18 protein-coding genes and 1 tRNA gene are annotated in these 14,216 nt (G+C 55.9%); 12 read left to right on the forward strand and 7 right to left on the reverse strand.

Features of this window, described 5'->3' with window-relative positions; translation table 11 throughout:
* Positions 1-130 precede the first annotated feature (130 nt).
* Positions 131-529, forward strand: a complete 399-nt coding sequence (locus C7436_RS01910; protein WP_014421463.1) for a hypothetical protein — start codon at positions 131-133, stop codon at positions 527-529.
* A gap of 46 nt (positions 530-575) precedes the next feature.
* Positions 576-1,190, forward strand: a complete 615-nt coding sequence (locus tag C7436_RS01915; protein WP_121206509.1) for a helix-hairpin-helix domain-containing protein — start codon at positions 576-578, stop codon at positions 1,188-1,190.
* A 49-nt stretch (positions 1,191-1,239) separates the two neighbouring features.
* Here the strand turns inward: C7436_RS01915 and senB are convergent, their stop codons facing one another.
* Positions 1,240-2,205, reverse strand: coding sequence for a selenoneine biosynthesis selenosugar synthase SenB (senB, locus tag C7436_RS01920; protein ID WP_121207020.1), 966 nt, complete (start codon positions 2,203-2,205; stop codon positions 1,240-1,242).
* Between the two features lie 170 nt (positions 2,206-2,375).
* On the opposite strand from senB, the gene C7436_RS01925 reads away from it, so the two are divergent.
* From C7436_RS01925 to C7436_RS01940, 4 genes are all read left to right on the forward strand, one after another.
* Entirely contained in the window at positions 2,376-3,254 is an 879-nt protein-coding gene (locus tag C7436_RS01925) for a putative selenate ABC transporter substrate-binding protein (protein ID WP_211329837.1), read from the forward strand.
* Positions 3,254-3,904: a phosphonate ABC transporter ATP-binding protein gene (locus tag C7436_RS01930; protein ID WP_121206511.1), complete on the forward strand. Its 651-nt coding sequence runs from the start codon at positions 3,254-3,256 to the stop codon at positions 3,902-3,904. The genes C7436_RS01925 and C7436_RS01930 overlap by 1 nt, the downstream gene beginning before the upstream one ends.
* A gap of 18 nt (positions 3,905-3,922) precedes the next feature.
* Positions 3,923-5,389, forward strand: a complete 1,467-nt coding sequence (locus C7436_RS01935; protein WP_121206512.1) for a PhnE/PtxC family ABC transporter permease — start codon at positions 3,923-3,925, stop codon at positions 5,387-5,389.
* 165 nt (positions 5,390-5,554) lie between these two features.
* Positions 5,555-6,133: a hypothetical protein gene (locus C7436_RS01940; RefSeq protein WP_228198034.1), complete on the forward strand. Its 579-nt coding sequence runs from the start codon at positions 5,555-5,557 to the stop codon at positions 6,131-6,133.
* On the opposite strand, the gene C7436_RS01945 is transcribed toward C7436_RS01940, so the two are convergent.
* Positions 6,126-6,422 carry a hypothetical protein gene (locus C7436_RS01945; protein WP_121206514.1) on the reverse strand — a complete coding sequence of 99 codons (297 nt, stop codon included), beginning with the start codon at positions 6,420-6,422 and terminating at the stop codon, positions 6,126-6,128. The two genes, C7436_RS01940 and C7436_RS01945, sit on opposite strands and share 8 nt — an antisense overlap.
* A 40-nt stretch (positions 6,423-6,462) precedes the next feature.
* The gene (locus C7436_RS01950) at positions 6,463-6,945 is read right to left on the reverse strand and encodes a hypothetical protein (protein WP_228198035.1); all 483 of its coding nucleotides are present in this window, start codon (positions 6,943-6,945) and stop codon (positions 6,463-6,465) included.
* 100 nt (positions 6,946-7,045) lie between these two features.
* On the opposite strand from C7436_RS01950, the gene C7436_RS01955 reads away from it, so the two are divergent.
* Genes C7436_RS01955 through C7436_RS01965 form a run of 3 tightly spaced genes read left to right on the forward strand, consistent with a single transcriptional unit; the run spans position 7,046 to position 9,252 of the window.
* Entirely contained in the window at positions 7,046-7,966 is a 921-nt protein-coding gene (locus tag C7436_RS01955; protein ID WP_011784939.1) for an ABC transporter ATP-binding protein, read from the forward strand.
* Positions 7,967-7,999: 33 nt separating this feature from the next.
* Positions 8,000-8,761 (forward strand): ABC transporter permease, encoded by a 762-nt coding sequence (locus C7436_RS01960; RefSeq protein ID WP_011784940.1) that lies wholly within the window; start codon positions 8,000-8,002, stop codon positions 8,759-8,761.
* Entirely contained in the window at positions 8,758-9,252 is a 495-nt protein-coding gene (locus C7436_RS01965; protein WP_113880077.1) for a DUF192 domain-containing protein, read from the forward strand. Before C7436_RS01960 ends, C7436_RS01965 begins: the two co-directional genes overlap by 4 nt.
* Here the strand turns inward: C7436_RS01965 and C7436_RS01970 are convergent, their stop codons facing one another.
* Positions 9,253-10,044, reverse strand: coding sequence for an enoyl-CoA hydratase (locus C7436_RS01970; protein WP_121206515.1), 792 nt, complete (start codon positions 10,042-10,044; stop codon positions 9,253-9,255).
* Between the two features lie 147 nt (positions 10,045-10,191).
* Here C7436_RS01970 and C7436_RS18790 point away from each other — a divergent pair, with 147 nt between their 5' ends.
* The gene (locus C7436_RS18790; protein WP_014421453.1) at positions 10,192-10,341 is read left to right on the forward strand and encodes a hypothetical protein; all 150 of its coding nucleotides are present in this window, start codon (positions 10,192-10,194) and stop codon (positions 10,339-10,341) included.
* A 196-nt stretch (positions 10,342-10,537) separates the two neighbouring features.
* Positions 10,538-11,272: a THxN family PEP-CTERM protein gene (locus C7436_RS01975; RefSeq protein WP_121206516.1), complete on the forward strand. Its 735-nt coding sequence runs from the start codon at positions 10,538-10,540 to the stop codon at positions 11,270-11,272.
* A 62-nt stretch (positions 11,273-11,334) separates the two neighbouring features.
* Here C7436_RS01975 and C7436_RS01980 read toward each other — a convergent pair whose 3' ends face one another.
* From C7436_RS01980 to C7436_RS01990, 3 genes are all read right to left on the reverse strand, one after another.
* Positions 11,335-11,580 carry a hypothetical protein gene (locus C7436_RS01980; protein ID WP_121206517.1) on the reverse strand — a complete coding sequence of 82 codons (246 nt, stop codon included), beginning with the start codon at positions 11,578-11,580 and terminating at the stop codon, positions 11,335-11,337.
* Positions 11,581-11,786: 206 nt separating this feature from the next.
* Positions 11,787-11,873: transfer RNA gene (locus C7436_RS01985), tRNA-Leu, on the reverse strand.
* Positions 11,874-11,962: 89 nt separating this feature from the next.
* Positions 11,963-12,592, reverse strand: coding sequence for a class I SAM-dependent methyltransferase (locus C7436_RS01990; protein ID WP_121206518.1), 630 nt, complete (start codon positions 12,590-12,592; stop codon positions 11,963-11,965).
* A 184-nt stretch (positions 12,593-12,776) separates the two neighbouring features.
* On the opposite strand from C7436_RS01990, the gene C7436_RS01995 reads away from it, so the two are divergent.
* A complete protein-coding gene (locus C7436_RS01995; protein ID WP_121206519.1) occupies positions 12,777-14,216 on the forward strand; it encodes a cytochrome ubiquinol oxidase subunit I in 1,440 nt (479 codons plus the stop codon).

The following is a 14,216-nucleotide window of genomic DNA, read 5'->3' on the forward strand; positions in this document are numbered from 1 at the left end:
AATCCTGATTATTTCCATGAACGGGCTGCGGTAGATAGCTGACGGCATTGCCAAAAGTTTCTGGCCCGTCTATTGTTTAATTAATGTTCAGCATATATCTGGCCGACCTCAATAGCAGAGCAAGCGTTCCATGAACGAAGAACTACCCGACCTGGTCGCGCGTTTCCGAATCCGACACGGCATTTTTCGCAAGGAAACCGTGGAAGCGCGACTTTATGAACTCGACAGTTACGGCTGCGTGATGAAAACGGACAAGCTGTTTGAACCCGGGGATACCGTGGTTCTCGACCTTGTTATGGATATGCCGTTTGAAGAAATCCGTGCCGAAGGCTTGACCGGCCTGGTTACCGAAAAGAGAAAACACTGTAGCAACTTCTTCTACTCACTTGATTTTGTTGAGCTAAATGCTCGAGACGAATCGCCGCTCTCTGACAAACTGCGGCGGATAAGAGAAGTTGTTCTCAAGAAACAGAGCCTGAAATCCCGGCGTGGGTCGAGTCCCGCTTCCGGTATGCGACAAATGGCCTGATGCCCGTTCACTTCACCCGCACTTCCCTTCCGTAAGGAGACACTCCATGGCAAAGAAAGCCAAGCCAAGCGTTGATAAGATCGTCAAGAAAGTAAACAAAGAGTTCGAGAAAACATCCTCCCAGATTGAAGGGCTGATTAACGACGCCCTCAAGCAGTTCGACAACCTGCAAAACCAGGTTCAGGAGCCGGTACGCAAGCTCCTGAAAGACATGGATGAGCTGCGTGATCGTGAAATGAAGCGCTTTAACGACGAATTTGAGCGCCGCATGAATGAATTCCACGAACTGCAGTCGGCATTGCTGGAGCGCCTGGGTATCGCTTCAAAGGAAACTGGCAAGTCAGTGTCCAAGTCCGGCGAATCAACCTCGAAGGCCAGTGGTACCAAGAAAGCGGCTCCGGCCAAGCCGGCCGCCAAGAAAACGAGCACTGCCAAGCCCAAGGCCGCAGCTCCGAAGAAAGCGGCCAAGCCGGCAGACAAGTCTGACCTTACCCGCGTGAAGGGCATTGGCCCGGCAACCGCAAAGAAAATGAAAGAGGCTGGCATTACCTCCATCGAGCAGATTGCCAACCCCAGCGATGCGGACAAGCAGAAACTGGAAGCATTCAAGAGCCTGAAAGGGTTCAGCGAGTTGTCTGCCGAAGCGAAAAAGGTACTCTGAAACCTGTCTCGCAACCCAATGCCTTGAAATAAAGGGTAGGCCCGTCGGCCTACCCTTTTTTGCATCTGACCAGGGCCAGTTCCAGGCTTTCCAGCTCGCGCTCCGGGGTAAACGTAGACGCAAGAGCGGTTACCTTCGCCCGCAATTCCGCAAGAAATTCCGCGTCGGTTTCCGCACGCAACATCAGCCTCGCCAGAGCCTCATCGTCTTTGACCGGAAAATAACCAGGATAGTCATCGCCCAGCAAACCACGGTTGCCGGGAATGTCAGACGCCAGAATCGGCAAACCCGCCCGGCAGGCTTCCGACACGACATTCGCCCCACCCTCCATAACGGAACTGATCACCATAAGATTGCTTACGGCCATCAGGTGTTCCAGTTTTGGCGTGTCCAGCTCACCCAGATAATGAAACCGGGGATTGGACCGGCTCTCTTCCAGCGCCTTTACTCGCCACTCCTCGTTGTGGGCCTTGCCGGCGCAGGAAACCACGATGCGGGAATCCTCCGGCAGGTGGTAGCAGGCCCAGGCTGCACGCAAAGAATCCTTTTCATCACGGAGATGGCCAATAACGCAAACGTGGAACTGGTCTCGCTCTGCGCGGGCGCTGCCGGCGACTGAAGGCTTGGGCGCGGATTGCCGCAGGCACAGCAATTTGTCGTGGTAGCGTTCGGGAATATCCTCGGCCACCAGATCATGCAGCCCGATCAACAGATCAGCGGCGTCCATGGAGGCCCATGTGATGTCCGGAAACTCGTGCTGAAAGCGGTATATGTCTGTGCCGGTAAGTACCACGATCACAGGTTTCTCGGGCCATGTTTCCCGGTACCGCTTAACCGCGTCAGCACTTCGCCAGGCGTGCAGGGCAATCAGGCAGTCCGTTTCCTGGCCCTGGTATTCTGTCACCACTTCCACCTGATGACTGGCTGCTTCCAGCAGACTCTGCCAACGCAGTGCGGTGGCCCGATTACCTGCTTTCGAATCCGGGCCGGCTGGAGTTACTATGGTCAATCGCATGGCGGTCACTTGTTCTGTTTTTGAAAAATTCTGCATGTGGCACTGCGCCAGGTAAAGCCTTCCCTCGTATACCGGTTCAGACTTGATAGAAATCACGGTATCCTGACTGGGTTTTCAAGTACATGGCAACGTTTTTCACCAAACCCCACCTCGCAAAGGAATGATTCATTATGGCAATCAGCAACCTCAGAAAATGGCTGGCGACGGGCTTGCTCTCCCTGGCAGCCGTAACCACCGTTCAGGCAGACACTTTCGTGTTCACTGCCATTCCGGATGAAGATGAAACCAAACTGGTCGAGCGCTTTCGTGGCGTGGCTGACTATCTTCAGGAGCAGCTGGATGTTGAGGTGCGTTACATCCCGGTGAAATCCTACGCCGCTGCGGTCTCCGCCTTCCGCAATAACCAGGTACAACTGGCGTGGTTTGGGGGCTTGTCTGGTGTTCAGGCCCGTCGACTGGTTCCGGGTTCCGAAGCCATTGCTCAAGGCGTTGAAGACGAAGCCTTCGAGACCTACTTTATCGCCAACACCAGCACTGGAATTCAGCCGGCCGACAGCCTGGATGAGCTGGAAGACGAACTGCGCGGCAAAACCTTTACCTTCGGTTCAAAAGGTTCGACCTCGGGCCGCCTGATGCCGGAGTTCTACATTCGGGATGTCTTCAATGAAGCGCCGGATTCCCTGTTCTCCCGGGTTGGTTTCAGTGGCAACCATACCCGTACCCTTCGCCTGGTCGAGGCCGGAACCTATGAAGTGGGCGCCCTGAACTTCCAGGTTTGGGAAAAAGAACTGGAAAACGGCAACATCGATACTGATTCCGTTCAGGTAATCTGGAAAACGCCTTCCTACCCGGATTATCAGTGGACCATCCGTGGCGATGTCGACGAGCGTTTTGGTGATGGCTTCAAGCAGAGGGTCACCGAAGCCCTGCTGAAGCTAGACGATCCTGCCTTGCTGGAGAGCTTCCCCCGCTCCGGCTTCATTCCGGCGTCCAATGACGACTACGAGCCCATTCGTGCAACAGCGGAAAACATCGGAATTCTCGATTGATGTCAGGCTTTGATTTCCATGGACTGACCGCCAGTTTCGATGGAGAGCGGGTTATCGGCCCGCTCTCCTTCCGAATCAATGAAGGAGAACACGTTGGTCTGGTTGGTAAAAGTGGTGCCGGCAAATCCACGCTTATCCGCTTACTTTATGACCGGCTCGAAGGCAAGGCTTCACTCGTTCCCCAGGGTCTGGGATTGGTTAACGCCCTTCCTGTCTTCCACAATGTGTTTATGGGGCAACTTGACCAGCATGGCACCTGGTACAACACGCTCACGTTGATCCGCCCGTTCCGGCGGGACAAAGACGCCATCCGGGCGTTACTGACCGAACTGGGTATACCAGAAAAACTCTGGATTCCGGCGGCGGCATTGTCTGGCGGGCAACGGCAACGGGTGGCCATTGCGCGGGCGCTTTATCGGCAGGCACCGACGCTGTTGGCGGATGAGCCCATTTCCGCCCTGGACGGGCCAATGGCTCAGCAGGTGATGACCATGCTTACCAATCAATTCACCACCAGTATTGTTGCGCTGCACGATGTCGAAATGGCGCTGGCGCACTGTACCCGCATTATCGGTATTCAGGATGGCCAGATTGCTCTGGACCAGCCGGCCAGCGAGCTGACCGCCGCTGATATTTCCGTTCTCTACTGACAGGCACCGACTCTCAGCATGTTCGCCTACCCGACCGTACGAGCCAGCCTTATCTTTCTTGCCGTTGCGCTGCTCGGGCTGTTGGTTGCGGACATTGCCATTACCACTGCCAACCCCTGGCAGGATCTCGGCCGCTTCTTTCTGGGCGTGGCCACACCGAATTTCTTCAGCACTGAAGGCTTACTCACCGCCCTGCTGCGGACCGTGGCTTTTGCCTTTGTAGGCGTAACCCTCGGGAGTATCTGCGGCTTCCTGCTGGCGCTGGTGTACCGTTTTCTGCCGGTACGAATCTTCTGCGCCTTTATCCGCGCCATCCATGAGCTTTTCTGGGCGCTGATCTTCCTTCAGTTTTTCGGCTTCCACCCGCTCACCGGCGTGCTGGCTATTGCCATTCCCTATGCCGGCATCTTTGCCAAGGTTTATTCCGAAATTCTGGAAGAGGCGGACCCGGAACCCGGTCGTCTGCTGCCACCGGGAACCTCCTCCATTGCGGCTTTTCTATACGCCCGCATCCCCGATTGCTGGGTTCAGATGCGCACCTACACGGCCTACCGACTGGAGTGTGGCCTGCGTTCCTCTGCCATTCTGGGCTTTGTGGGGCTACCGACGCTGGGCTTCTACCTGGAGTCCTCGTTCTCCCAGGGGCTGTACTCAGATGCCGGCGCCATGCTGATTCTGTTCTATGTGCTGATCGCCACCATGCCATTGTGGCTTCGCCCAAAACTGCTGCCGCTCTACATTCTCGCGGCGCCGTTTTTCCTGGGGGATGGTCTGCCCATTGTCTGGGGCAACGTGGAGCGTTTCTTCACCCAGGACATCATCCCTTCACCCATCCGGGATGGCGAGGGGCTTGCGGCTATCTGGGCCTGGCTGTCGGATGTGATGGTCACGGAAGCGCTGCCAGGCATCTGGAACACGGTGGTACTGACCCAGATTGCGCTGGTGGCCACCGGCATTCTGTCACTGCTGGCGTTCCCGCTGATCTCGAATCATTTCGGTGGCCCGGTGCGGCGTACCTCCGGCCATGTTCTCCTGGTGATCGCCCGGTCCACGCCGGAATACATTCTTGCTTACATTCTGCTGCAGTTGTGGGGGCCTTCCATGCTGCCGGCGGTGGTAGCTCTGGCCCTGCATAACGGTGGCATAATCGGTCACCTGATCGGCCGGCAGACCAACACCATCCACCTGCGCCCGGACGCCCCGGTGGGCTTTTTCCGCTACAGCTGGGAACTGGTGCCTCGCATCTACCGCTCATTCCTGGCATTCCTGTTCTATCGCTGGGAAATCATCATGCGAGAAACAGCGATACTGGGCATCCTTGGCATTTACACCCTCGGCTTTTACGTCGACAGCGCCATCCAGAACATCCAGTTTGATCGTGCGATGGTCCTGATCCTGATTACCGCCCTGCTGAACATTGGTGTTGACGCTCTGGGCCGGTTTATCCGCCGCAAACTGGCCCTGCAGACCATGCCCACCTGCTGATCCCCTGGGACTGGCATCACATTTTTCAAAGCTAAACCGGTCTTCAGTGCCATTTTCGGGGTTTGCCCACTGCCCTACCGATTACACAACGTTACAATCACCCGATGATTCAGCTTGTCGCTCCGTTTTCAGAGGAATACCACGATGGTCAATGGATTGGTCACAATGACAGAACTGGGGCTGATTGCCCTGCTGGCGCTGTTAGCCGCGCGGGTGATTAACCTGTCCCGGACAGAATCCTTTGTTCCAGCCGGTGCCGCAAGCGCCGATCCGCAAGCCGATAATTCCGGGAGTTCCGCGCGCAGGGTCGCCAGTTCGGGCAATGAAGCGCGTCGCTACAAAGGCATGACGGCACCGGATCGAACTGAACTCTTTACCCAATTGCACATTTTGGCGGGATTGCAGGAGCGGGATTGCCGGGTGAAAGGCCTGGTACTGTCAGAATCGCCAGAGGCGGTGCGCACTTATGCCGCGGCCTGGCTTTACGGTGCCAGCTGTGCCCTGAGCCCGAAACCCGTTCGCCACTCAGAAGCGCTGGCCGGTATGGTTGCGGGCATTGTCAGCCGAAAGACAGGTATTCGGCAGCCAGAGGCGCTGCAGGCTATTTCGACGCTTACCGGTAGCAGTGTACTGATGGCGTGTTACCGTGCCGGGCTGGAAGGAGCGGAATTCTGGCAGGCCAACCATTTTGTGCCTGCCAGCTCGAGCCTCTATGAGGCGGTGACCAGTAACGCGTTTATTTAGCGCTTTCCAGAGTCCAGTCGCTGCCCAGGTTAACGGTCTCCCGGCTGGACTCATCGTTGGCAGGTGTGCCGGTAACTACAGGTTTGGTGAATTCGCCATCATCGGTGTAAGCCATGGATTCCACATCCACAGCGCGCACTACCCAGGACTGGCCATTGGCAGATACGGTAGCCCGGTGGGTAAGCCCAAACACGAAGCGGCAGTAATCCAGCTTGAGCTGAACGAGATCCTGCTCGGCCTTGCGGATTTTGCGCAACAGCACCTTCTGAACACTTTCCCCGTAATCCATCACTGTTCCCTGGAAATCATCGAAATTTGACGGGATTTAACTATTTCTCAGCCCGGAACACCAGTGCCCAGGGCACATTTTCCATTACTTTCTGGCCATCCTGCAGGTCAATGCGCCAGATCATCTCCGCGCCCGTGGTGCAGAACGGCGCCGTAAACGTTGCCTGATAGCTCAGGGGCTGCTGACGCTCCATGGGCACCGGATATTCACCCATGTACATGGACTGCCCTCTCAGTACCGCCAGAAAGCGGTCCGGCGCTTCCGGCACGGTAATCGCCAACCGGTATTCCATGCCCTGATCGCCTTCTTCGAGGGTTTTCAGCTCCACTTGCCACGTGCCTTCGTCGGTCTCCCAGGTACAGGCGCGGGAAAGCAGGTCGCATTCTGGTCGTTCCTCGGCGGTGCCGGCAGTTTCCAGCCATTGTGGGCCAAACGCCAACGCCACAATTGCAGCCAACACTAAACCCAGAACCACGATGGTTCGTACCATACCCTGCCTCACAACCAGATCCGAAACCGGCATTATGGGGATAATTCCCGACATAGCAAAGGTTTCTAAACTGCTGCCAGCATGAGAAAATGTGCGGCTTTCTGGTCTACCACCAACAGAACAGGACACGCCCGTGCAACCGGACATATCCGTTAAGCACCTGAACAAGATCTACGAAGATGGCTTCCAGGCCCTCAAAGACGTCAACCTGGAAATCTACCCCGGCGAGATCTTCGCGCTGCTCGGCCCCAACGGTGCTGGTAAAACCACCCTGATCTCTATCATCTGCGGCATCGTCAACAAGAGCGATGGCGAGGTCAAAGCCGCCGGCCACGACATCGTCAAGCAATACCGCAAAGCCCGGGAGGCCATCGGCCTGGTACCGCAGGAGCTGAATACCGACTCCTTTGAAACCGTCTGGGATGCGGTATCTTTCAGTCGCGGCCTGTTCGGCAAGGCACCCAAGCCTGCCCATATCGAAAAGGTTCTGAAAGACCTTTCCCTCTGGGACAAGCGCAACAACCGCATCATGTCACTGTCTGGCGGTATGAAACGCCGGGTGATGATCGCCAAGGCGCTGTCCCACGAACCGCGCATTCTGTTCCTGGATGAACCTACCGCCGGAGTGGATGTGGAGCTACGGCGCGACATGTGGGAGATGGTGCGCAAACTCCGCGAGAACGGCACCACGATCATTCTGACCACCCACTATATTGAAGAAGCGGAAGAAATGGCCGACCGCATTGGCGTTATCCGCCAGGGCGAGATCATTCTGGTGGAAGACAAGAACCGCCTGATGTCCAAGCTGGGCAAGAAAGAACTTCGCCTGCAGCTTCAGCAAAAACTGGACAAGCTGCCCGGGGAACTCACCCTGGAGCCAATCGAGCTTTCAGAAGACGGCTACGAGCTAATCTACACCTTCGACTCTCAACAACAACAGGCCGGCGTGGCCCGACTGCTTCGCACCCTGGGTGATCTGGACATTGAGTACCGTGATCTGCAAACCCGGGAGAGTTCCCTGGAAGAGATATTCGTGGGCCTGGTGCACGAGTAACCTCCCGCCCGAACGGTCCTCACGGAGAGAACAATGAATCTTTACGGTGTTAAAGCAATCTACAAGTTCGAGATGGCACGCATGAAACGTACGGTCATGCAAAGCGTGCTGTCGCCCGTTATCTCCACCTGCCTGTACTTTGTGGTATTCGGCTCAGCCATCGGATCCCGCATGGGCGATATCGACAACATCAGCTACGGAGCCTACATCATTCCCGGCCTGGTGATGCTGTCACTGCTGATGCAGAGCATCTCCAACGCCTCCTTCGGCATTTACATGCCGAAATTCTCCGGTACCATCTACGAGGTGCTGTCTGCGCCAGTATCCTACGTGGAAATCGTGCTGGGTTATGTGGGTGCCGCAACCACCAAAGCCGTGATACTGGGTCTGATCATTCTGGCCACCGCGAAACTGTTTGTAGACTACTCAATACTCCATCCGTTCTGGATGTTTTCGTTCCTGGTGCTCACAGCCATGACCTTCAGCCTGTTCGGCTTCATCATCGGTATCTGGGCGGATGGCTTCGAGAAGCTGCAGATTGTGCCAATGATGATTGTGACGCCACTGGTGTTCCTGGGCGGCACCTTCTATTCCATCGAGATGCTGCCCGAGATCTGGCAAACCATCAGCCTTTTTAATCCAGTGGTGTACCTGATCAGCGGCTTCCGGTGGGCCTTCTATGGGGTTTCGGATGTGCACGTGGGCATCAGTGTGGGCATGACCATGGTATTCCTGACCATGTGCATGACCGCCGTCTGGTGGATCTTCAAAACCGGCTACCGTCTGCGTTCATGATGACTCGCTTTCTCTCCCTGCTGGTTGTAAGTGCCCTGCTTGCAAGCTGTGGCTCGGCAGGGGCCAAAGATTCCGGGCACCTGCCGGTGACCCAGGCCTGTTTCGTCACAGAGACAGCGCGACATCCAGTGGTGCTGGAAGTGGCGAGTGACAGCAAAGACCGACAGAAAGGCCTGATGGGTCGGGAAGCTCTGGCAGAAAACGCCGGCATGCTGTTCATCTACGATTATGAGCGCAGCCCGGAGCAAGGCTTCTGGATGTACCAGACCCTTCTACCGCTGGATATTGCCTTTCTGGACAACGAGGGCGTGATCGTCAGCATCCGCCAGATGCACCCCTGTGCATCGTCGCGCAGCAACGATTGCCCCAGCTACCCCGCAGGCGCCTCCTACTGGCACGCCGTGGAAATGAACGCCGGTTACTTCAGTAGCCGGCAAATCGAAGCAGGAGACCGATTGGTCCGGGACCAGCCAGCCTCCTGCAATCGCTGATTACTTGTGTTGCCAGTCTGGGTCCCGCTTATCCAGAAACGCAGAAATTCCCTCCCGGGCATCATTCGATTGCATGTTCTCCGCCATCACATTGGCGGTGTAGTCATAGGCATGGGCCAGCGGCATTTCCAGCTGCTTGTAGAACGCCTCTTTACCAATTTTCAGGGTATGCCCGGACTTTGCGGCGATGGTGGCTGCCATGCCGTACACGGTCTCATCCAGAGCTTCCGGCTCGACCGCTCGATTAATCAGCCCGATCTGTTCTGCCCGGGCCGCATCAATCAGCTCACCGGTCAAGAGCATCTCCATGGCATGCTTGCGGCTGACATTGCGGGACAGAGCCACCATGGGCGTTGAGCAGAACAGGCCAATGTTCACACCTGGCGTGGCAAAACGGGCCCCCTTCTCGGCCACTGCCAGATCGCAACTGGCCACCAGCTGACAACCAGCGGCCGTCGCTACGCCAGCGACGCGGGCAATCACCGGTTTGGGCAGGTTCACAATCTGCTGCATCACCTTGCTGCATTGCCGGAAAAGCCGCAACTGGAAATCGTGGCTGTCGAACTGCTCGCGCATTTCACGAAGATCGTGTCCGGCACAGAACACCTTGCCGGCAGCAGCAAGTACCACCACGCGCACATTACCGTCCCCGACAATCTGCTCAAGTACCTCTGAAAGCGCTTCCAGCAAGGCCATTGAAAGACTGTTACGCCGCTCCGGTTGGTTCAGGGTTACTGTGGCCACGCCGTTTTCAGCGTGCAGTCGCACCAGTTCATCAGATGCCGCCGTCATACAACACTCCCCTTGTTTTTTTCGAATATTTCTTGGTGTCAGTATTCCCAAGGCCGCCGCCTATGTCGAACCGACCTTCGGCGTATGGTTGCAATGCCAGGAATTGCCCTCAGGGTAATAACATGTACCCGACACAGGAGGTGATGCATGTCTCGCTCAACATTGCTCAAAGCCGTTGTTGGTCTTGCCATTATCGTTGGCGGTATCGTCGTGATTATCAAGGATGAACCGGCCGCCCCCACCGGCGACATCAACAGCATTGAGCCCCTGCCAGAACAGGACAGCCCGGATCGTTAGCCTCTGGGTATGTCCGTTTTTTTTACAATTAAGCTGATCAAATATCACCCAGTCGCAAAGGTGACACTCCTTTCATATTGTTAAACGGGCAGTTTTTAAGATCAGGCATCCCCGTTGCTGATTGTCTACCGGAGCTCAAGGATTACACCTTCGAGCGACGGTAAACAAATGACGAAGCCCACAGGGAGTGTCACCAATGAATAAGAAACTATTGATCGCCAGCGCCGCCGTGGCCCTGTTTGCCGCAGGCTCCGCCCAGGCCGCGGTGATTCAGCTAACCGGTGTTAGCGGAATCTGGACCGCCACCAATCCCGTAAGCCCGGCCGTATCGGGTGGTGGAACCAATGAAATCCGTTGGGGAACACCGGCCATTTTCGGAGGACAGCAGAGTGGTTACCGTTTCGACGGCTCAGCGCCCCCAGCCGTCAACGTCAATGAGAACGTTGACTTCAACCTGGGTACCTTCACCCACTACAACTGGCCTATCTTCGAACCGTCACTGAATACTGCCCAACTGACCGTCGAAACCAACCTGACCATCGACGGAATGGCAGAAACCATTTACTCCGTGTTTGAGTTCGAACATTGGGAAACACCCAACAATGACCGGCCCTGTGCAGACGGCGGCACCAATGGTGTCGGCGTTAACAGGAACGGCTGTGCAGACAGAGTGACCTTCGCGCTCAACGTCGGTGCCTCTGATTCTTTCCTGATTGATGGCGTTAACTACTTTGTAGATATCTCAGGTTTCTTCTACAACGGCGCACTGGCCAGTGAATTCTGGACCAAGGAAGAGAAAGACAACGATGCCACACTCAAAGGTGTCATCACCTCACGGCCGGTTTCCGTGCCGGAACCCTCTACCCTCGCCTTGCTGGGCCTGGGTTTGCTGGGATTTGGTGTAAGGAAGCGGATGGCTAAGGCTGCTTGATAGCTTTCCACCACAAACAAGAAAGCCGCGCAGGAGAACGTGCGCGGCTTTTTTATCTGAAATCAAAGTTTGCTGAACTTCGCGTCAAAATCCGTTGCAGCAGCGTCTGTAAATTCAAAATGTTTTCGTATGTACGCCAGCGTCGCTCTTTCTGTGTCGGTAACGCCCGGGCCATCATGAGCCGATGCGAAAAGCTCCGCAACTTCATCCTTGGACAACTTGCCTTCACCTCGCCCCGTGGTGTGTTTGCGGGCCAGATCCAAAAGTTCTTTTTCGTATTTTTGCCCATCTATATTTTCGTAAGCCATAGCCTGCAACTCCGTTTAAGACAGCTTTAGCCCAAAAACCTGCATGAATCACATCAGTGGGCCAGAAGCTCGGAAAAGGCTGCATCCAATCCTCAGCCCGTCTCTTTGATCAAAGCACAGACGAGCGGATTGCTCAATTTTTGAACACACAATATAGATGTGGATTGGAGTGCCACTATGTAACTTGCTGAATTAACTCATCAGAATGGTGCCCGGAGCCGGAATCGAACCGGCACGGCCTTGCGGCCGAGAGATTTTAAGTCTCTTGTGTCTACCAATTTCACCATCCGGGCATCGGAGGGGAGATTCTTGAAGGGCGGAATTGTATAAGGGCCGGTGGCGTAACGCAATTCTGTTTCCCAGCGGCCTTTGAATCCGCTTTCTATGCCGCCTCCGGCTTGGTCGCCCTGCCCTTGTAGATGTAGCCCGCGATTTTGGGCGCTTTGGGGATGTAGAGGTTTTCCAGCTCCCGGATTTCGAAGCCCGCTTCTTTGATCAGGTCCGCTATATGGCGGTTCAGGTGGCAGCCACCGGCCAGTTTGCGCCAGCCAGGTGTGATGCGGTGCTGCCATTTGCGGGTGGCGTCGTGGGGGGATTCGCCGTGTTCCAGGAATAACAGGTTTCCGCCCGGCCGGAGTACCCGTTTCATTTGCTGCAGCGCGGCGTGCCAGTCCGGGATGGTGCAGAGGGTGAAGGTCAGCAGCACGGTGTCCACGCAGTTGTCTTCCAACGGTATTTTCTCCCCCGGCAGATCCAGCCACTCTACTTTTATGGGGGAACGTTGCAGGTTGGGTAGCGCTTTTCGGCGCATGCCTTCTGAGGGTTCGAGACCGTATACCATCTCAACGTGGTCCTGGTTGTAGAACTCCAAGTTGATGCCAGAGCCCATGCCCACTTCCAGTACCCGGCCCCGGGCCTGGGGAACCACCTGGCTGCGCAGTTTCATCACCTGGCCCATTGAACAGGCCTTGTCTATGATGTGGGGGAGAATTCGTTCCTCGTAAAAGCTCATCTGGCTCACCATAATTGTTTTATATCAAGGGGTGCGACAAACTGCCCTATCGAAATCTGCTACGATTTGCGTAGCATCGTAATCATCTGCCGGTAATAACAACATAACAAAATCAACTAAGGCAGCGGCTGAACGGGTTCGCTGACCCGTTTGTTATGACTTGTGCGAGTTACCGGAGGTTCCTATGGAACTAGATCCTCTCATCCTATCGCGAATCCAGTTCGCGTTTGTGGTGTCATTTCACGCCATTTTTCCGGTGTTTACCATCGGGCTTGCCTCCTACATTGCGGTACTTGAGGGCCTGGCCTTCAAAACCCGTAATCCGGTGTGGACCAAATTGTCGACCTTCTGGACCAAGGTATTCGCCGTGGTCTTCGGTATGGGCGTGGTCTCGGGCATTGTGATGTCATTCCAGTTCGGTACCAACTGGAGCGCGTTCTCTCAGGCCTCGGCTAACTTCCTGGGCCCCATCCTGAGTTATGAGGTGATCACCGCATTCTTCCTGGAGGCGGCGTTCCTGGGGGTACTGCTGTTTGGCCGCGACAAGGTACCCGCCGGCGTTCATCTGTTCGCCGCCATCATGGTGGCCACCGGCACCTTTATCTCGTCCTTCTGGATTCTCGCAGCCAACAGCTGGATGCAGACACCGGCCGGTGTCGAATTCCGTGAGGGCGTGTTCCATGTAGTGTCCTGGAGCGAGGCCATCTTCAATCCGTCCTTCCCGTATCGCTTTATGCACATGGCACTGGCGTCTTTCCTTACCGGCGGTTTTGTGGTGGCGGGTGTCAGCGCCTGGTACCTGTTACGGGGGCGTGAGTTCGAAGCCAATCGCAAGGCGCTATCCATGTGCCTGTGGTTGTTGCTGTTCATTGCCCCCGCCCAGGCGGTTGTAGGTGACTTCCATGGTCTGAATACTCTGGAACATCAGCCCACCAAAGTCGCAGCCATGGAAGGCAACTGGGAAACCTCCCGCAATGTGCCGCTGTTGCTGTTTGCCATTCCCGACCAGGAAAACCAGACCAACCATTTCGAGATTGGCATTCCCAGTCTGGCAAGCCTGATTCTTACCCACGATTGGGATGGCGAAGTGCCGGGTCTGAATGAAGTGGCGGTCGAAGAGCAACCACCGGTGGCGATTGTGTTCTGGTCCTTCCGGATTATGGTCGGCATTGGCGTCCTGATGATTCTGTTTGCACTCGCAGGCCTGTTTCTGCGAGCGGGTGGCCGGCTTTACAAGACCCGCTGGTATCTTCAGGGGATGCGTTTTATGAGTATTGCGCCCTTCTTTGCCGTGCTCACCGGCTGGTTTGTGACTGAGGTGGGCCGGGCACCCTGGCTGGTGTACGGCATGATGACCCAGGCCGAATCGGTAACACCTTCGCTTACCGGTGGCATGGCGCTGTTCACGTTGATCGGCTATATCGTTGTCTATGCCCTGGTGTTCAGTGCCGGCGTGTATTACCTCATGCGGGTGCTTTACGTTGGTCTTGAAGATGCTGACGACGAAGAGCACGCCTCTGATCGCCCTGCCCGTCCGCTCTCTGCGGCCCATGTGCCGTTCGAGATTGAATCTGGCTCACACGGCGTTCATCAGGCAAAACCGGCTAACGAAGGGGGGCACTGA

Origin of the sequence: Marinobacter nauticus, assembly GCF_003634635.1 — a bacterium.
Lineage (GTDB): Bacteria > Pseudomonadota > Gammaproteobacteria > Pseudomonadales > Oleiphilaceae > Marinobacter > Marinobacter nauticus.